Consider the following 17,730-nt stretch of genomic DNA (forward strand, 5'->3'; position numbering starts at 1 on the left):
ATCTGCGAGATGCCCTTCGTAGTGGCCGAATCTTTCCCTAGACAAGATTGATTCTTTCACCACGACAGGGCATTTCGTATTCACAACTCGCGCTCAGTTGTCACTTCATCGGTGTATTCAGGCTAAGATGTCCTATCGTGGCAGCTCCGATGATCGCACCGTCCATCCTTTCCGCCGACTTCGCTCGACTGGGCGAGGAAGCTGCAGCAGTTGTAGGTTCCGATTGGTTGCACGTCGACGTGATGGATGCCCATTTCGTTCCCAATCTCACTCTCGGTCTTCCCGTGGTCAAGAGTCTGTTGAAAGCAACGGATATTCCGCTGGACTGCCATCTGATGATCGAGGATCCGGCACGCTGGGCGCCGCCGTACGCCGAAGCAGGCGCTTACAACGTGACGTTCCACGCCGAGGCCACCGACGATCCAATTTCGGTGGCAAAGGATATTCGAGCTGCGGGCGGAAAGGCGGGCCTGAGCGTGAAGCCGGGCACTCCCATCGAGCCGTATCTCGAAATCCTCCGTGAGTTCGACACACTCCTGGTGATGAGCGTAGAGCCCGGATTCGGCGGTCAGTCGTTCATGCCGGAGGTGTTGAGCAAGGCTCGCATCGTGCGCAACCTGGTCGATTCGGGTGAACTGAAACTTGTCGTCGAGATCGACGGTGGCATCAACGTCGACACCGTCGAGCAGGCAGCCGAAGCAGGTATCGATTGTTTCGTCGCCGGTTCGGCCGTGTACGGAACCGCTGATCCTGCCGCGGCCGTTCGAAGCCTCCGCGCGCAGGCGGGCAGAGCCTCGGCGCATCTGTCGATCGGATGACCGCCTCCGCTTCCATCGACGACGCCATGCAGATGGCGGTCGAGGCATCGGAAGCGGCGCGTGGGCGCACGAGCCCGAACCCTCCGGTCGGTGCGGTCGTTCTCGACATCGCCGGGCGCGTGGTCGGAGTCGGCTCGACGCAACCTCCCGGCGGGCCTCATGCAGAGATTGTTGCGTTGACACGAGCGGGCGACAAGGCCCGCGGGGGCACGGCGGTGGTGACGCTGGAGCCGTGCAACCATGTCGGTCGCACCGGCCCGTGCTCACGGGCATTGATCGAAGCGGGCATCTCACGGGTCGTCTATGCCGTCGCGGATCCGAACCCGATCGCCGAGGGAGGCGCGCGCACGCTCGCGGCGGCTGGTATCGAGGTGAGCAGCGGAGTGGGCGCCGACACCGTGTCGGCAGGCCCCCTGAGAGCGTGGTTGCACAAGCAGCGCACCGGCAGGCCCCACGTCACCCTGAAATATGCCGCCAGCCTCGACGGGCGCAGCGCTGCCGCCGATGGCACGAGCCAATGGATCACCGGCCCCCCGGCGCGTGAACACGCGCATGCCGAGCGCGCCAAGCTCGATGCGATCGTCGTCGGAACAGGCACCGTCGAGGCAGACAACCCCCGACTGACGGCTCGCCTGCCCGACGGCTCTCGTGCGCCACACCAACCGGTACGCGTCGTCGTCGGGACGCGAGAGATTTCCAAGTCCGCTCGTATCCGCAATGTGGACGCCCCCACGATGTTCCTGTGCACCCACGACCCGCAAGCCGTGATAGACACGCTCTCCGAGCACACCGACATATTGATCGAAGGCGGGCCGACGCTTGCAGGTGCATTCCTCGAAGCGGGCGTCGTCGACAGGATCGTCGCTTACATCGCGCCGGTGGTACTGGGATCGGGGGTGTCGGCCATGGGATACGCCGGTGTCGGAACAATTTCCGACGCGCTGAGGTTTTCGATCGAGAGTGTGAAAACTCTTGGTGCGGACATCCTCGTCAGCGCAGTGCCCACCACATAGCTGACGCTGCAATTACAAATACAGCGCGGTTCGAGGTAACGCAACGAGGCCACGCGGTCTTCACCGAACAGGAGAGTGAAAGTGTTCACCGGAATAATCGAAGAATTGGGAGAGATCGTCGGCAAGGAAGACCTGACCGACGCTGCTCGATTCACCGTGAAGGGCCCGATCGTGACCTCCGACGCCGGTCATGGCGATTCGATCGCAGTGAACGGAGTCTGCCTGACGGTCGTCGACGTGCTGGCCGACGGCGCTTTCACCGCCGACGTGATGCAGGAGACCTTGAACCGATCGAGCCTGCAGCGACTCGATGTCGGCAGCCGCGTCAACCTCGAACGCGCAGCCTCGCTCAATAGTCGTCTCGGTGGACACCTCGTGCAGGGCCATGTCGACGGAACCGGAACCGTTGTGAATCGCTCGCCCTCGGAGAACTGGACTGTCGTCCGCGTCGCGATGCCCACTTCGGTTGCCCGGTACGTGGTGGAGAAGGGCTCGATCACCGTCGATGGCGTGTCGCTGACCGTGTCCGGTCTCGGACAGGAAGCCGATGGAGGCCACTGGTTCGAGATCTCGCTGATTCCGACGACGCTCGACCTGACCACCCTCGGCCGATCGGGTGTCGGCACACCGGTCAACCTGGAGGTCGACGTCATCGCGAAGTACGTGGAGCGCCTTGCGACCCTCTCTGAGTAGCGGACAGGTGAGAAAGTACTGTTGACGATGTATCCGTGCCGGACACTTCAGGGCGCGGAACTGGACGTATGGAGCGTAGGACGTGACAAGGTTCGACAGTATCGAGCGTGCCGTCGCGGACATCGCCGCGGGCAAGGCCGTGGTAGTGGTCGATGACGAGGATCGTGAGAATGAAGGCGATCTGATTTTCGCCGCCGAGAAGGCAACTCCGGAACTGGTGGCGTTCATGGTGCGCTATACGTCGGGGTACTTGTGCGTTCCGCTCTCCGGTGACGATTGCGACCGTCTTGGTTTGCCGCCGATGTATGCCACCAACCAGGACAAGCACGGCACCGCGTACACGGTGACGGTCGATGCTCGCGAGGGGATCGGTACCGGGATCTCGGCTTCGGACCGAGCCGCGACCATGAGGCTTCTCGCCGATCCGAACACGGGCGCGGATGATTTCACCCGGCCAGGGCATGTTGTCCCACTCCGCGCAAAGGAGGGCGGCGTCCTCCGTCGACCAGGCCATACCGAAGCTGCTGTGGATCTCGCTACAATGGCCGATCTACGCCCCGCCGGAGTTATTTGCGAAATCGTCAGTCAGAAGGACGAAGGCGCAATGGCTCAGACGGACGAGCTACGGGTCTTCGCTGACGAACACAATCTCGCACTTATCTCGATCGCCGATCTCATCGCGTGGCGACGCAAGCACGAGAAGCACGTCGTTCGTGTCGCCGACGCCCGAATTCCCACGGCGCACGGCACTTTCCGTGCCGTTGGCTACCAGAGCGTCTACGACGAGGTCGAACACGTTGCACTTGTTCGGGGCGACATCGCCGGACCGGACGGTGACGGCAGCGACGTTCTGGTCCGAGTCCACTCCGAATGCCTCACGGGCGATGTCTTCGGTTCCCTCCGGTGTGACTGTGGGCCTCAACTCGATGCTGCACTCGACATGATCGCCCAGGAAGGTCGCGGCGTCGTGCTGTACATGCGTGGCCACGAAGGACGCGGAATCGGACTGCTGCACAAGCTTCAGGCCTATCAACTGCAGGATGCAGGATCGGACACTGTCGACGCCAACCTGCAACTGGGGTTGCCTGCAGACTCGCGCGACTACGGGATCGGCGCGCAGATACTCGTCGACCTCGGAATCTCCTCGATGCGACTTCTCACCAACAACCCGGCCAAACGTGTCGGGCTCGATGGATACGGCCTTCACGTCACCGAACGTGTCCCGATGCCGCTTCGTGCAAATGCCGAGAATCTGACTTATCTGCGCACCAAGCGTGATCGCATGGGCCACGACCTCATCGGTCTCGACGATTACGAGGAAGCCAACCCAGCCGACACACCCGATCAAGCGGGGAACACTTTATGAGCGGTGAAGGCGAACCCCAACTTCAACTGGAGGGTGCAGCCGACCTGAAGGTCGCGATCGTCGCTGGACAATGGCATCGCACCATTTCCGAAGCGTTGCTCGACGGCGCGCGAAAAAAGGTCGCCGAGGCAGGCATCATCGACGTTACCGTCGTGAGAGTTGCCGGAGCGATCGAGCTGCCCGTCGTTGCACAGACTCTCGCGCGCAATCATGATGCTGTCATTGCGCTCGGTGTCGTGATTCGCGGAGGAACACCGCACTTCGAGTACGTGTGCGATGCAGTCACGGCCGGTCTCACGCGGGTGTCGCTGGACGAAGGCACCCCGGTGACGAACGGAGTGCTCACTACCGACGACGAACAGCAGGCCCTCGATCGCTCGGGTCTACCCGGATCGAAAGAGGACAAGGGAGCGCAGGCCGCCGCGGCGGCGATCGACACAGCGCTGACGCTCAAGCATCTGCGGCAACCGTGGACGAACCAGGATTTTCGATAATGGCAGACAATCGATGGGAATTGGAAGTTCGCTCGGTGAAGTCGGCGCGCTACGCGATCGCCGCTGCAACGGTGCTCGTCATAGCGCACGTGACGGTAGCGATTCTGCTGCGTGTATCACCGACAGGCGTCTACTTCCGCACGGCTGACCAATTGGCGCTCGCGGGAATCGGCGTGCTGCTCGCCGCGATTGCGCTCTTGCTCACACGGCCGCGTGTTCGGGTGGGTGCAGAGGGCGTGGCAGTGAGAAACATCTTGTCCGAGCGGCTCATCGAATGGGATCTCGTAGAAGGTCTGTCGTTTCCCGACGGCGCCATGTGGGCGCGAGTCGACATTCCCGACGACGAGTTCATCTCGGTCATGGCAATCCAGTCGAACGATCGTGACCACGCTGTAGCGGCCGTACGGACGTTCCGTTCATTGGAAGCGAAGTACGCGCGCGTATCCGCTGAACCCCACCAATCCGAACAGTGAGTCCTTGCTCGGTATTTCCCGTCGGTAGCTGCGGCTAACCTGGAATACGTGTCCGACCCCGCTACATATCGCCCGGCAACCGGAACCATCCCGGTCGAACCCGGCGTGTACAAATTTCGTGATCCACACGGACGCGTGATCTACGTCGGCAAGGCCAAGAGCCTGCGGAGCCGACTTAACTCGTACTTCGCCGACGTTGCATCTCTGCATCCTCGTACGCGACAGATGGTCACCACCGCGGCTTCGGTCGAATGGACGGTCGTCACCACTGAGGTGGAGGCGCTGCAACTCGAGTACAACTGGATCAAGGAATTCGATCCGCGGTTCAACGTCAGGTATCGGGACGACAAGACGTACCCGATGCTCGCTGTCACGATGAACGAGGAATACCCGCGACTGTTCGTGTACCGCGGTCCGCGGCGCAAAGGCGTGCGGTACTTCGGGCCATACGCGCATGCCTGGGCCATCAGGGAAACACTCGACCTCCTGCTGCGAGTTTTTCCCGCTCGAACATGTTCGAGTGGAGTGTTCAAGCGACACAAGCAGATCGGTCGCCCGTGTCTGCTCGGTTACATCGACAAGTGTTCGGCGCCCTGCATGGGGCGCGTTTCCGCTGACGAGCATCGGGTGATCGTGGAGAACTTCTGCGACTTCCTGTCCGGCAAGACAGATAAATTGGTCCGTCAGATCGAGAAGAAGATGCAGGATGCATCCGACGATCTCGACTTCGAGACCGCGGCACGATTGCGGGACGACGTCGGGGCCCTTCGTCGGGCGCTGGAGAAGCAAGCAGTTGTGCTCGGCGATGGAACCGACGCGGATCTCGTCGCTTTCGCGACCGATTCGCTCGAAGCCGCGGTTCAGGTGTTCCACGTCCGCGGAGGCCGAGTACGCGGGCAACGCGGATGGGTGGTGGAGAAGGCAGGAGAAGTGATCGACGGGCAACGTGACGATGATCAATCCGACCTGCCGGCACTCGTCGAGCAATTCCTCACCCAGTTCTACGGACAGGAAGCAGCCCTCTCGACGCGGGCGCCGGGCAACGACGACGGCAGCGCCAATGCCGTTCCCAAAGAAGTGCTGGTGCCGGTGCTTCCGGCCAACGCCGACGAGGTACAGCAATGGTTGTCCGGACTTCGTGGCTCCAACGTACAACTACGGGTACCACAGCGGGGCGATAAAAAAGCGCTTGCGGAAACCGTCGAGCGCAACGCGAAAGAAGCACTGCAGCAACACAAACTCAAACGTGCAGGTGACTTCACCTCCAGATCGGCCGCGTTGCAGGGAATTCAGGAAGCGCTCGATCTCGATTCCGCACCGCTGCGCATCGAGTGCATCGACATCTCGCACGTGCAGGGCACCGATGTCGTCGCCTCGCTCGTTGTTTTCGAAGATGGATTGGCGAAGAAGAGCGACTACCGCCACTATGCGATAAAGGAGGCGGCAGGCGACGGCCATTCCGATGACGTGGCCAGCATTGCTGAAGTGACGCGGAGACGTTTTTTGCGCCACAGTGCTGACGTGGGTGCCGAATCCGGTGGTGATCTCGCTCCCGAAGCTGCGTTGGATCCGCAGACCGGACGCCCGAGAAGGTTTGCGTATCCGCCCAACCTCTTCGTCGTCGATGGCGGCGCACCTCAGGTCGCGGCCGCAGCGGAAGTTCTCGACGAGTTGGGCGTCACCGACGTCGCCGTGGTCGGTCTCGCCAAGCGTCTCGAAGAAGTATGGGTGCCAGGGGAGTCGGACCCTGTGATCCTTCCCCGCACGAGCGAATCGCTGTATCTGCTGCAACGTGTTCGCGATGAGGCACACCGGTTTGCCATCACATTCCACCGCAGCAAGCGATCACGGAGAATGACGGCATCAGCTCTCGACTCGGTTCGAGGTCTCGGTGAAACGCGGCGCACTGCCCTGGTGACCCACTTCGGCTCCGTCGCGAACCTCAAACAGGCTACGGTCGCCGAGATCACCGAGGTTCCTGGCATCGGTGAAATGACCGCAAAAGCAGTTCTGACCGCGTTGGGCGGCGAGCAACCCGATGCTGACCGATTGGGCGGAGATCAGTCGAACAGTGACCCGTCGAACAGTGCCGCTCGGTCGGCTGCGGAGGGTTCGGACGCGCCGGCGGCATCGGTGGGGAATGATGATCGAGAAGACGAGACAGGTGCACGGGTTCGGGGTCGGCACGAGACAACTTCGACAGGGCAGGCTTTGACGTGAGTGAACCGCACACCCAGCAAGCCGAACCTTCGCAGAATTCGGAGGGCGAAGACCAGGATCGACCGCCGCCTGCTATCGAGGTGGCCCTGGTCACCGGACTCTCCGGGGCGGGGCTGCGTACTGCGGCCAAAGTTTTGGAGGATCTCGGTTGGTACGTGGCAGACAACCTGCCTCCCGAACTGATCTCCAAGATGGTCGATCTCGGACTGGAATCGAAGCCTCGGATCGAACGGTTGGCGTTGGTCATGGACGTCCGGAGCCGGTTGTTCACCGGTGATCTCGGCTGGGTCGTCAAGGAACTCGATTCGAAGGGCGTCCGAAATCGAGTGTTGTTTCTCGATGCCACCGACGCCGTACTCATCCAGCGGTTCGAATCCAATCGTCGCAGTCATCCTCTGCAGAACGACGGACAGGACGGCACCCTCACCGAAGGCATCGCAGCGGAACGTGTGCGTCTGTCGCAAGTGAAGGCAGCCGCTGACGTCACCATCGACACGACCTCGCTGTCGGTCCATCAGTTGCGACGGAAGATCGAGGCGTCGTTCAACGGTTCCGAAGCGGCGATGATTGGGGTCACGGTGCAGTCGTTCGGATTCAAGTACGGCTTGCCGATCGACGCCGATGTGGTCTGTGACGTCAGATTTCTGCCGAACCCGCACTGGGTGCCCGAGCTTCGCGAGCACACTGGTCGCGAAGCAGCAGTGCGGGACTACGTGCTCGGTCAAGATGGAGCGCAAGACTACTTGGACACCTTTCGGCATCTGTTGCAATTGACGGTCGATGGGTATCGGCGGGAGGGGAAGCGTTATATGACGGTGGCGGTCGGATGTACCGGGGGTAAGCACAGGAGTGTGGCAATGACCGAGGCGTTGGCTGCGTTGCTGGATCGCCACGACGACTTGTCGGTGCGTGTACTGCACCGCGACGTGGGTCGCGAATGAGCGAGGGTTCGGTTCCGCCGGTGTCGGGAGTCGGCGACCGGAAATCCAGGAAGATCGTCGCACTCGGCGGTGGACATGGTTTGTATGCGACGCTCAGCGCTGCCCGCAGGCTGGCTTCGGATGTGACTGCAGTGGTGACCGTCGCAGACGACGGTGGATCCTCGGGGAGGCTGCGTGCCGAGCTCGGGATGCTGCCCCCCGGCGATCTTCGAATGGCCTTGGCGGCGTTGGCGTCGGAGCAACCGCGGACCCAGATGTGGACCGATGTGCTGCAACACCGCTTCGGCGGATCGGGTGCGTTGGCGGGTCATTCCGTTGGCAATCTCATCCTTGCCGGGCTCACCGAGGTACTGGGGGACACCGTGCTTGCGCTGGAGGAATCGGCACGCCTGCTCGGTATCGAAGGACGGGTCCTTCCGATGGCACCGATTCCTTTGGATATCGAAGCCGATGTGTCGGGGCTCGAAGACGATCCGAGGGTGAGCCGGGTTATCCGCGGGCAGGTCGCCGTGGCGACGACTCCTGGCAAGGTCAGACGTGTCCGGTTGATACCGCAGGATCCGCCGGCGACGCCTCAGGCCGTCAACGCAATTGCCGCTGCCGATCTGGTGATTCTCGGTCCGGGCTCGTGGTTCTCGAGTGTCATTCCTCACGTTCTCGTTCCCGAGTTGCTCCGCGCGATGGCAGAATCCTCTGCCCCGAAGGTGCTTGTGCTCAACCTGGCGCCGGAACCGGGGGAGACCACTGGATTCTCCGCCGAGCGGCACCTGCACGTACTGTCCCAACACGCACCTGATTTCGGAGTGGACTACATCGTGGTCGACTCCGCGTTCGTGCCTCCAGGGGCCGAACGCGAGCACGTCGCGCGAGCGGCGACCAGGCTGGAGGCCGAGGTCGTCTACGTCGACGTCGCCGAAGCCGGTACTCACGCTCATCATTTCGGAAAGTTGGCTGCGGCCCTCGGTAGCATCGTCTCCCCACAGGGCGACGCCGCGTCGAGTCCGCAGCTCAGAGAGGGGATCACTTCGTGGCCATGACAGCGGAGGTGAAAGACGAGCTGAGCAGGCTCGCGATCACGCAGGTGAGTTGCAGGCGAGCCGAGGTCTCGGCTCTGCTTCGTTTTGCCGGTGGTCTTCACATCGTTGCGGGACGGGTCGTCGTCGAGGCAGAGGTCGATCTGGGTTCCATTGCCAGGCGCCTTCGACGCGAGATTTTCGACCTGTACGGGTACTCGTCCGATGTACACGTGCTCAGTGCCGGTGGCCTTCGGAAGAGTTCGCGGTACGTGGTGCGGGTGGCACGAGACGGGGAAGCTCTCGCACGGCAAACTGGGCTGCTCGATATGAGGGGCCGCCCCGTTCGAGGGCTGCCGGCTCAGGTAGTCGGTGGAACGGTCGGTGATGCCGAAGCTGCATGGCGGGGTGCGTTCCTCGCTCACGGATCTTTGACCGAACCTGGTCGGTCTTCGGCGCTCGAAATCAGCTGTCCCGGTCCGGAGGCAGCGCTGGCCCTCGTCGGCGCAGCACGTCGCCTCGGAGTCGCAGCGAAAGCTCGTGAGGTGCGCGGTACCGACCGCGTCGTGGTCAGAGACGGTGAAGCGATCGGTGCGCTTCTCACACGAATGGGCGCACAGGACACGCGCTTGGTGTGGGAGGAGCGTCGGATGCGACGAGAGGTGCGCGCCACTGCGAACCGATTGGCGAACTTCGACGACGCCAACCTCCGGCGATCTGCTCGCGCTGCCGTTGCCGCTGCCGCGCGTGTCGAACGCGCACTGCAAATACTCGGCGACGACGTTCCCGACCACCTCGCATCTGCGGGCGCCCTTCGGGTGGAGCATCGGCAGGCATCGCTGGAAGAACTCGGCCAGCTCGCCGATCCACCGATGACGAAGGACGCGGTTGCGGGCCGAATCCGACGGCTGTTGTCCATGGCCGACCGCAAGGCCAAGGACACCGGCATTCCAGATACCGAGTCGGCGGTCACGGCCGACCTTCTCGACGAGGCTTGAGCGGCCAGGCCGGTAAGAACGTCCAAGCCGGTCCAGGAGTGGCGTGGGTGATGCGCGCGCGATGAGGCGCCGAGCACTAGTGTGTAAACCGCATGTGGGCATACCTCCATGCGCGAAATGCGAAATTGGTTCAACAACTTAGGAGCAAACAGTGACGATCCGGGTAGGCGTGAACGGCTTCGGCCGCATCGGACGTAACTTCTTCAGGGCGGTCGATGCGCAGAAAGCTCTGGGCACCACCGATATCGAGATCGTGGCTGTCAACGACCTCACCGACAACGCGACCCTGGCCCACCTCCTGAAGTACGACTCCATCCTCGGCCGTCTCCCGTACGACGTGAGCCTCGAGGGTGACGACACCATCGTCGTCGGTGACCGGAAGATCAAGGCACTGTCGCTGCGTGAAGGCCCGTCGGCACTTCCGTGGGGCGAGCTGGGCGTAGATGTGGTCGTCGAGTCCACCGGTATCTTCACCGATGCTGCCAAGGCGCAGGGACACATCGATGCAGGGGCCAAGAAGGTCATCATCTCGGCTCCCGCCAAGGGCGAGGACATCACGATCGTGATGGGCGTCAACGACGACAAGTACGACGGCAGCCAGAACATCATCTCCAATGCCTCGTGCACCACCAACTGCCTTGGACCGATCGCCAAGGTTCTCGACGACGAGTTCGGCATCGTCAAGGGCCTCATGACGACCATCCACGCGTACACGCAGGACCAGAACCTGCAGGACGGCCCGCACAGCGACCTTCGTCGTGCACGCGCTGCTGCCCTCAACGTAGTCCCGACCGGAACCGGTGCAGCCAAGGCAATCGGCCTCGTCCTTCCGCAGCTGCTCGGCAAGCTCGACGGCTACGCGCTCCGGGTGCCGATCCCCACAGGTTCGGTCACCGACCTCACCGCGAACCTGAAGAAGTCGGCCACGGTCGCCGAAATCAACGCCGCAATGAAGGCTGCTGCCGAGGGCCCGCTGAAGGGCATTCTGAAGTACACCGAGGATCCGATCGTGTCCTCGGACATCGTCACTGACCCGCACTCGTCGATCTTCGATTCGGGCCTGACCAAGGTCATCGACGACCAGGTGAAGATCGTTTCCTGGTACGACAACGAGTGGGGTTACTCCAACCGTCTCGTTGACCTCATCGGACTCGTCGGAAAGTCTCTCTGATCACATGGCAGTCAAAACTCTGCAGGACCTGATCGAAGCCGGTGTCTCCGGCCGTGCCGTGCTGGTGCGGTCGGATTTCAACGTTCCCATCGAGAACGGTGTCATCACCGACCCCGGTCGTATCGTTGCCTCGCTTCCGACGTTGAACGCGCTGCTCGACGCCGGTGCCAAGCTCATCGTCACCGCGCACCTCGGGCGTCCGGACGGCAAGCCCGAAGCGAAGTACTCTCTGGCGCCGGTGGCGTCCAAGCTCGGTGAGCTGCTCGGTCGGCACGTGCAGCTGGCGGGCGACGTCGTCGGGCAGGATGCGCAGGCTCGCGCCGAAGGCCTGACCGACGGTGATGTGCTTCTGCTGGAAAACATCCGATTCGACCCACGTGAGACGAGCAAGAACGAAGCCGAACGTGCGGCGTTGGCAGCGGAACTGGTTGCACTCACCGATGGTGAGGGTGCTTTCGTGTCCGACGGATTCGGCGTCGTGCACCGCAAGCAGGCGTCGGTCTACGACGTCGCGAAGTTGCTGCCGTCGTACGCGGGCGACCTCGTCGCTACCGAGGTCGAGGTTCTCAAGACATTGACCGAGTCACCGGCGCGCCCTTATGCGGTCGTGCTCGGTGGTTCGAAGGTTTCGGACAAGCTGGCAGTCATCGAGGCGTTGGCGCCGAAGGTCGACACCCTGGTCATCGGCGGCGGAATGTGCTTCACGTTCCTCGCCGCGCAAGGACTACCAGTCGGAACGTCGCTGTTGCAGGAAGACATGATCGACACCTGCAAGGATCTGCTCGAACGGTTCGGCGACGTCATTCACCTGCCGAAGGACGTCATTGTCGCCGATTCCTTCTCGGCGTCGGCCGAGGCGAAAACGTTGCCCTCGCACGAGATCCCCGAAGGCTGGATGGGTCTGGACATCGGTCCCGAGTCCGTCGAACGGTTCGGTGCGGTGTTGCGCGCAGCCAAGACGGTGTTCTGGAACGGCCCGATGGGCGTGTTCGAGTTCGAGAAGTTCGCGGCAGGCACCAAGGGGCTCGCCGAGGCGATTGTTTCAGCGACGTCCAAAGGCGCATTCAGCGTCGTCGGTGGTGGGGACTCGGCGGCTGCCGTGCGAGCTCTCGGACTGCCCGACGACGGTTTCTCGCACATCTCGACCGGGGGAGGCGCGTCGCTCGAATACCTCGAGGGCAAGCAACTTCCCGGTCTCTCGGCTCTGGAAGGCTAGAAGATGGCACGCAAGCCGCTCATCGCCGGTAACTGGAAGATGAATCTGAACCACCTCGAGGCTCTCTCGCTGGTGCAGAAGATCGCATTTTCGCTGCCTGCGAAGTACTTCGACAAGGTCGACGTGACGATTATCCCGCCGTTCACCGACATCCGCAGTGTTCAGACGCTCATCGAGGGCGACAAACTCCTGCTCACCTACGGTGCTCAGGACGTCTCGGCGCAGGAATCGGGCGCGTACACCGGCGAGATCAGCGGTTCGATGCTGGCCAAGCTCGGCTGCACGTTTGTAGTCGTCGGTCACTCCGAGCGTCGCACCTTGCACAGCGAGGATGATGCAACGGTGTTGGCGAAGACCAAAGCTGCACTGAAGCACGGGCTCACCCCCATCGTGTGCATCGGTGAAGGACTGAACATCCGCGAGGCAGGCGAGCACGTTTCCTACAATGTCGCGCAGTTGCGCGGATCGTTGGAGAGTCTGTCCGCCGACGACATCTCGAAAGTTGTCATCGCCTATGAGCCGGTGTGGGCAATCGGTACCGGCCGAGTGGCCAGTGCTGCGGATGCGCAAGAAGTGTGCTCGGCAATTCGCGAGGAATTGAAAACGCTTGCTTCGGCCGATATCGCGGCGGGCGTTCGAGTTCTGTACGGCGGATCGGTCAATGCCAAGAACGTCGGTGAGATCGTCGGCCAAGCCGACGTCGACGGCGCGCTCGTCGGTGGTGCTTCGCTCAAGGCGGACGAGTTCGCCACATTGTCGGCCATCGCCGCAGGTGGACCACTTCCCTGATAGAACCGACGCGAGTGTCGTAGTAGAGCAGAACCTGCCGTGTCACCGACCTCGAGAGGCGGTGGCACGGCCGTGTTCGTGTGGCAGGTAGGCTGTCACGGGTTGTGAGCTGAATCGATGTGAGGCGGACATGGAACTGTTCCTGGATATTTTGCTGGTGGTCACCAGCTTGACGCTGATTCTTCTGGTGCTGCTGCACCGGGGTAAGGGCGGCGGCCTGTCCAGCTTGTTCGGTGGCGGTGTCCAATCGTCTCTGTCGAGCTCCACCGTCGTCGAGAAGAACCTCGACCGGCTCACCATCTTCACCGCAATCGTGTGGCTCATTGCCATTCTCGGAATCGGTCTTGAAATCAAATTCTCCTGAGTAAGCTTTAGCTCCGCGTCGACGAGCGCCCCGCGGCGCAGTGGACGATACTGGGTTCATGAGTACTTCTTCCTTCGAATCGGCCGGTTCGCCGGCGTTCGTCACACCGACTACTCAGGGTCGTGAGCTGACAGAACCTCTGCGCGAGGACATCCGGTATCTCGGTGGCATTCTCGGAGACATCATTCGAGAGCACGAAGGCGACGAGGTGTTCGATCTTGTCGAACGGGCCCGAGTGGAATCGTTCGCTGTGCGACGTTCCGAGGTCGATCGTGACGATTTGATCGAGATTTACACAAATGCCGATGTGGCCCAGTCGATTCCGTTGATCAGGGCGTTCAGTCATTTTTCGCTTCTGGCCAATCTTGCAGAGGATCTGCACCGCGAACGACGACGAGCCATCCATCTCGATCGTGAGGACCCGCCGCAGGACAGCAGTCTCGACGCGACATGGCTCAAGTTGGACGCTGCGAATCTCACCCGCGAGCAGATTGCCGCTGCGTTGACCGATGCGCTCGTGTCACCAGTCATCACAGCCCATCCCACTGAGACTCGACGACGCACCATCTTCGATGTGCAGTCGAAGATAACCGAACTCATGCGTAGGCGAGAGGCCGCGGTCGCTGCCCAGGAATCGAAAGCCGCCGTTGCAACCAAAGAGCTAGCCCTCGTCGATGTTCAGATCCGCCGTCAGGTGTTGACCTTGTGGGAGACGGCATTGATTCGCTTATCGCGCTTACGGATTCAGGATGAGATCGAAGTAGGGCTCCGATATTTCGAGACATCGCTGTTCGATGTCATACCGGCGCTCAATGCCGACGTCCGCAGTGCGCTCCGGTCACGGTGGCCCGAGGACGACCTGCTTCCGCGGCCTATCTTGCGGCCGGGGTCGTGGATCGGTGGTGATCGCGATGGGAATCCCAACGTCACGGGCGATGTCGTCCACACCGCCACTCATCAGGCCGGTCACGTGGCCTTCGCGCATTACATGGACCAGTTGGTGGCGCTGGAGAAGGAACTGTCGATGTCGATTCGCCTCGTCGCGATCACCGACGAGTTGTCCTCGCTGGCCGCTGAATCCGGAGATTCCGAGGACCGCCGAGACGACGAGCCGTATCGCGTGGCGGTGAGGGGAATTCGGGCGCGCCTGTCGGCTACAGCCGTTGCCGTGCTCGATTCAGTACCGGTCCCGACACTCGACATCGGCTCGGTGCCCTACGCCGTCCCACAGGATTTTCTCAACGACCTCGACACCATCGATCGAGCGTTGCGAGCGGACGGAGACGGGCTGATCGCCGACGATCGCCTATTGGCGCTTCGGCAAGCCGTAGAGACGTTCGGCTTCCATCTGCAGGCCCTCGATATGCGTCAGAATTCCGAGACCCACGAGGTCGTCGTTGCCGAGTTGTTGGCGTGGGCGGGGGTTCATCCCGACTATCTGTCTCTCGACGAAGACGAGCGTGTTGCCGTTCTTTCTCGTGAACTGACCACGCGCAGGCCGCTCGTCGGCCCCACTGCCGAATTGAGTGAACTGGCGACCAAGGAACTCGGCATCGTACGAGCGGCGAAGGTTGCGATCGACCATCTCGGTCCCGAGACAATCCAGAACTACATCATCAGCATGTGCCAATCGGTCAGTGACATGCTCGAGGCGACGCTGCTGCTCAAAGAAGCGGGAATCTTCGATCCGGGTGTCGACGGTTCGGCGCCGACCTCGACGGTCGGAGTGGTTCCGCTGTTCGAAACGATCGAGGACCTTCAGCAGGGTGCAGCGACTCTGGTGGCGACGTTGGACGTTCCGGTTTACCACGCGCTGGTCGCCGGACGAGGAATGAACCAGGAAGTCATGTTGGGGTACTCCGATTCCAACAAGGACGGTGGTTACCTGGCGGCGAACTGGGCTCTCTACCGCGCCGAACTCGACCTACTCGAAGCATCCCGCAAGACCGGAATCCGATTGCGGCTGTTCCATGGTCGTGGCGGAACGATCGGTCGTGGCGGTGGCCCCAGCTACGACGCGATACTCGCGCAGCCTCCGGGCGTCGTACAGGGTTCACTCCGATTGACCGAGCAGGGCGAGATCATCGCCGCGAAATACGCTGAACCGTCGATGGCACGGAGAAACTTGGAATCGCTCGTAGCCGGCACCCTCGAATCCACGCTGCTCGATGTCGAGGGCCTCGGCGACGGTGCTGAACCGGCCTACGACGTTCTGGACGATCTTGCCGCCAAAGCCCGTGCCGCCTACAGTCGCCTCGTTCACGAGGAGCCTGGGTTCGTCGAGTATTTCCGTACGTCGACACCGGTTGCCGAAGTGGGCGAACTCAACATCGGCAGCAGGCCTGCGTCACGCAAGCCCACGAACTCCGTGTACGACTTGAGGGCGATCCCGTGGGTCATGTCGTGGAGTCAGTGCCGAGTGATGCTTCCGGGCTGGTACGGCACCGGGTCCGCTTTCGAGGAGTGGGTGGACGGCGACGACAGCAAACTGGCCGTACTGACCGATCTGTACCGCAAATGGCCGTTCTTCCAGACCGTGCTGTCCAATCTGGCACAGGTCATGGCGAAGTCGGATCTCGGCATTGCTGCGCGATACGCGGAATTGGTGCCCGACGAGAAATTACGGGCGCACATCTTCGGAATGATCGAGGCCGAACATGCCAAGACGATCGCGATGTACCTGAAGATCACCGGCCATTCGCGACTTCTCGAGGACAATCCGGCATTGGAACGCTCGGTGCACAACCGATTCCCGTACCTCGAGCCTCTCAACCAGATGCAGGTCGAGATGTTGCGTCGGTATCGAGCGGGTGATGACGACGAACGAGTCAAACGCGGAATCCTGTTGACCATGAACGGTCTCGCAACCGCCCTGCGCAACAGCGGGTAGGAAACGAGGACCGAAGCTGTCCGCGACGGCGCTTAGCGTCGTCGGTATGACTTCGTACAGCATCGAACCGTTCGAGCTATCGATTCCGCAGGCCGACCTGGACGATCTGAATCGTAGACTGGCCGACACCCGGTGGCCCGACGGGTTGCCCGGTGTCGGCTGGTCTCATGGCGTCCCGACGTCGTATCTACGGGAGCTCGCCCAGTACTGGCGGGAGACGTTCGATTGGCGAGCCGCCGAGGCGGAGCTCAATCGGTTTCCGCAGTTCGTCGCCGAGATCGATGGTCAACGAATGCATTTCGTTCACGTCCGTTCGGAGGTCAGGGACGCGATTCCGCTCGTGTTGATTCACGGGTGGCCGTTCGAGGACTTCTCGGAAGTGATCGGTCCGCTCACCGATCCGGCGGCGTTCGGTGCCGAGTCTGCTCAAGCGTTTCACGTCGTCGTTCCGACGCTTCCAGGGTTCGGGTTCTCGGGGCCGACGGTACGGCCTGGTGAGGCGGACACCGCGAAGTCCGCCGCGCTGATCTCGCGGTTGATGGCCGGGCTCGGCTACGGCCGTTACGGCGCTCATGGAGGCGATGCAGGGTCGTTCATCGCGCCGGAACTGGGACGGATCGCGCCGGATCGAGTGTTTGGCGTCCACCTCAACGGGCCACTCACGATCCCGGCGTGGGACGAGGACACCACCGGATACTCGCCCGAAGATCAGCAGAAGATTGTCGACCTTCAGGATTGGAGCAGTGCGGAAACCTCGTCGTATGCGAGCATCCATTCGACGCGACCCGCGACGCTGGCACCGGCACTCACCGATTCGCCCTCGGGTTTGTTGTCCTGGGTCGTAGATGTGGTGAACACGTATGTCGACCCTGCCACCGCTACAGTCGACGACGCCATCGACCGAGACATGCTGTTGAAGAACATCAGCATTCTGTGGTTCACCGCGACGATCGGCTCGTCGATGCGCCTGTACAAAGAATCCGGCGTCTGGGGGATGCCATTGCTGTCGTCGGGGGTTCCGACGGGTGTTGCGGTGTTCGCAAGGGACTCGAGCATCAGGGGACTGGCGGAGAAGCAGAACAACGTCGTTCGGTGGACCGAGTTCGACCACGGTGGACACTTCCCATCCATGGAGACCCCCGAGGATCTGATCGCCGATCTCCGTGAATTCTTTGCCTCGCTCATCGTGGAACCGGATGAGGACCTGTCGCGTCAGAACTGATAGGGCATGTCGAACTCGGGAGGTTTCAGTGGCGTACTGCAGGACAGAC

16 protein-coding genes are annotated in these 17,730 nt (G+C 61.9%); all 16 read left to right on the plus strand.

Annotation, left to right across the window (positions count from 1 at the left end; all coding sequences use genetic code 11):
* The first annotated feature begins 137 nt into the window (after positions 1–137).
* Positions 138–818, plus strand: a complete 681-nt coding sequence (gene rpe / locus QMK17_RS16280) for a ribulose-phosphate 3-epimerase (protein ID WP_283510324.1) — start codon at positions 138–140, stop codon at positions 816–818.
* Positions 815–1,831 carry a bifunctional diaminohydroxyphosphoribosylaminopyrimidine deaminase/5-amino-6-(5-phosphoribosylamino)uracil reductase RibD gene (gene ribD, locus QMK17_RS16285; RefSeq protein WP_283510325.1) on the plus strand — a complete coding sequence of 339 codons (1,017 nt, stop codon included), beginning with the start codon at positions 815–817 and terminating at the stop codon, positions 1,829–1,831. The genes rpe and ribD overlap by 4 nt, the downstream gene beginning before the upstream one ends.
* Before the next feature lie 81 nt (positions 1,832–1,912).
* Positions 1,913–2,524 (plus strand): riboflavin synthase, encoded by a 612-nt coding sequence (locus QMK17_RS16290; protein ID WP_283510326.1) that lies wholly within the window; start codon positions 1,913–1,915, stop codon positions 2,522–2,524.
* A gap of 82 nt (positions 2,525–2,606) precedes the next feature.
* Complete coding sequence (locus QMK17_RS16295; protein WP_283510327.1) at positions 2,607–3,890, plus strand: bifunctional 3,4-dihydroxy-2-butanone-4-phosphate synthase/GTP cyclohydrolase II; 1,284 nt, start codon at positions 2,607–2,609, stop codon at positions 3,888–3,890.
* A complete protein-coding gene (gene ribH, locus QMK17_RS16300) occupies positions 3,887–4,384 on the plus strand; it encodes a 6,7-dimethyl-8-ribityllumazine synthase (RefSeq protein ID WP_283510328.1) in 498 nt (165 codons plus the stop codon). The genes QMK17_RS16295 and ribH overlap by 4 nt, the downstream gene beginning before the upstream one ends.
* Positions 4,384–4,857, plus strand: a complete 474-nt coding sequence (locus QMK17_RS16305; RefSeq protein ID WP_283510329.1) for a PH domain-containing protein — start codon at positions 4,384–4,386, stop codon at positions 4,855–4,857. Before ribH ends, QMK17_RS16305 begins: the two co-directional genes overlap by 1 nt.
* A gap of 48 nt (positions 4,858–4,905) precedes the next feature.
* The gene (uvrC, locus tag QMK17_RS16310; protein WP_283510330.1) at positions 4,906–7,077 is read left to right on the plus strand and encodes an excinuclease ABC subunit UvrC; all 2,172 of its coding nucleotides are present in this window, start codon (positions 4,906–4,908) and stop codon (positions 7,075–7,077) included.
* Between the two features lie 74 nt (positions 7,078–7,151).
* Positions 7,152–8,018, plus strand: coding sequence for an RNase adapter RapZ (rapZ, locus tag QMK17_RS16315; protein ID WP_283510427.1), 867 nt, complete (start codon positions 7,152–7,154; stop codon positions 8,016–8,018).
* Positions 8,015–9,055 carry a gluconeogenesis factor YvcK family protein gene (locus tag QMK17_RS16320; RefSeq protein ID WP_283510331.1) on the plus strand — a complete coding sequence of 347 codons (1,041 nt, stop codon included), beginning with the start codon at positions 8,015–8,017 and terminating at the stop codon, positions 9,053–9,055. The genes rapZ and QMK17_RS16320 overlap by 4 nt, the downstream gene beginning before the upstream one ends.
* Positions 9,046–10,029 carry a DNA-binding protein WhiA gene (gene whiA, locus QMK17_RS16325; protein WP_283510332.1) on the plus strand — a complete coding sequence of 328 codons (984 nt, stop codon included), beginning with the start codon at positions 9,046–9,048 and terminating at the stop codon, positions 10,027–10,029. The genes QMK17_RS16320 and whiA overlap by 10 nt, the downstream gene beginning before the upstream one ends.
* 151 nt (positions 10,030–10,180) lie before the next feature.
* Positions 10,181–11,200: a type I glyceraldehyde-3-phosphate dehydrogenase gene (gene gap / locus QMK17_RS16330; RefSeq protein WP_283510333.1), complete on the plus strand. Its 1,020-nt coding sequence runs from the start codon at positions 10,181–10,183 to the stop codon at positions 11,198–11,200.
* 4 nt (positions 11,201–11,204) lie between these two features.
* On the plus strand, positions 11,205–12,416 hold the full coding sequence (locus tag QMK17_RS16335) for a phosphoglycerate kinase (protein WP_283510334.1): 1,212 nt from the start codon (positions 11,205–11,207) through the stop codon (positions 12,414–12,416).
* A gap of 3 nt (positions 12,417–12,419) precedes the next feature.
* Positions 12,420–13,205 carry a triose-phosphate isomerase gene (gene tpiA / locus QMK17_RS16340; RefSeq protein WP_283510335.1) on the plus strand — a complete coding sequence of 262 codons (786 nt, stop codon included), beginning with the start codon at positions 12,420–12,422 and terminating at the stop codon, positions 13,203–13,205.
* Between the two features lie 130 nt (positions 13,206–13,335).
* Positions 13,336–13,569: a preprotein translocase subunit SecG gene (gene secG, locus QMK17_RS16345; RefSeq protein ID WP_283510336.1), complete on the plus strand. Its 234-nt coding sequence runs from the start codon at positions 13,336–13,338 to the stop codon at positions 13,567–13,569.
* A 58-nt stretch (positions 13,570–13,627) separates the two neighbouring features.
* The gene (gene ppc / locus QMK17_RS16350; protein WP_283510337.1) at positions 13,628–16,459 is read left to right on the plus strand and encodes a phosphoenolpyruvate carboxylase; all 2,832 of its coding nucleotides are present in this window, start codon (positions 13,628–13,630) and stop codon (positions 16,457–16,459) included.
* Between the two features lie 46 nt (positions 16,460–16,505).
* Positions 16,506–17,681, plus strand: coding sequence for an epoxide hydrolase family protein (locus QMK17_RS16355; protein ID WP_283510338.1), 1,176 nt, complete (start codon positions 16,506–16,508; stop codon positions 17,679–17,681).
* Positions 17,682–17,730: the final 49 nt, after the last annotated feature.

It is taken from the genome of Rhodococcus sp. G-MC3 (assembly GCF_030063335.1).
Lineage (GTDB): Bacteria > Actinomycetota > Actinomycetes > Mycobacteriales > Mycobacteriaceae > Rhodococcoides.